The organism is Enterobacter cloacae complex sp. OE43NF (assembly GCF_023544405.1).
In the GTDB taxonomy this organism is placed as follows: domain Bacteria; phylum Pseudomonadota; class Gammaproteobacteria; order Enterobacterales; family Enterobacteriaceae; genus Enterobacter; species Enterobacter cloacae.
In genome coordinates, this window is sequence record NZ_JAMJFW010000139.1 from 1 (window position 1) to 1186 (window position 1186).

1 protein-coding gene is annotated in these 1186 nt (G+C 56.1%); it reads right to left on the bottom strand.

The features are described from left to right. A partial coding sequence (locus M8370_RS23365) for an IS4 family transposase (RefSeq protein WP_149897046.1) occupies positions 1-1103 on the bottom strand: 1103 nt, incomplete at its 3' end. Positions 1104-1186: the final 83 nt, after the last annotated feature.

The following is a 1186-nucleotide window of genomic DNA, read 5'->3' on the forward strand; positions in this document are numbered from 1 at the left end:
ACTTTCCCGGGCTCATGCCGGATGACTTCTTCTGCCAGACTCAGGTATGACAGAACCCGTCTGTGCCTGATGCTGCTTGCCTGATAGTGCCAGTGTAAACACTGCCTTTCTGCCCTGTAACCTGCCAGCCACATCACCAGGCTTGCCATTGCCGCGACCATATTCAGCACTTCCAGTCGCCCTTTTCCCTGACTCCGGCTCAGCCTCAGACCGAACCCGAAGCGTGGACTTTTGTCGTCCCGGAAGTTTTGTTCTATCTGCATTCTGCGGCTGTACAGGGCCATTATCTGGTGCGGCTCCAGTCCCTCTGCATTACTGAACAGCAGCCAGGGCTCCCGCGCGCTACTGCGGTGTTCCCGCTGTGTTTTCGGCATCCCCCCTTTTCCCTGACGCCCTGCGTCAGGGCGCTTATGCAGATAGAACCGGCCGTAACAGGGCGTTCGTGGTTTACGGGACAGGACACCGTAACCCACGCAGACCGGTTGTCCGGTAGCCTCAAGCTCACTGATTTTCATCCATTTTTTATCTCCGTCCAGCCGGAAGCTGATGCAGCCCCTGACCCTGCCGGTGAAGCTCCAGCCCAGCTGGCTGACATGCCGGAACCAGTCTGTCCGGAAGCCTGCATCCGTAATGATGGTGACGGCTTTATCTTTCGGGATGGCATCATGCAGGCGGTCAAGGAAGCGGCACTGTACATCGCTGTTCTGCGCCAGCTCTGCGGGGACAACCTCACTCATAAGCGGCAGTGAGCGACCATTACAGACCAGGCTTGCCCGCAGAAGATACCAGTTCCTGTCATGCCAGCCTGTCCAGTCGACAGCAATCACACAGAAGGGCATCAGGGAGGTGATGGTATGTGTGAGCAGGTGCTGAATACGGGGAATATCCCGGTGAAGGGCGGTATTACCCAGGGCACGGTCAACACGTTTAATTTTATTTTTGACGTGCGCCCTGCCGGGAAGAGAGCGACCAAGGCTGGTCAGGGTCAGATCCGCACCGTGCGTGAGGGCAACGGCCATGGAAACAAGGACATTAATCCGGAAGCTGTGAACGTCCGGTAAAGACGCGGAGAAAAATTTCTGGCAGACTGTCTGTAAAGGCACGATGAGGTCTCTTCTGATTTGTTAGCGCAACCAGTAGATCACACTTCATCGTGCTTTTCATTTTTCTGGGGAACCCTCAGCCC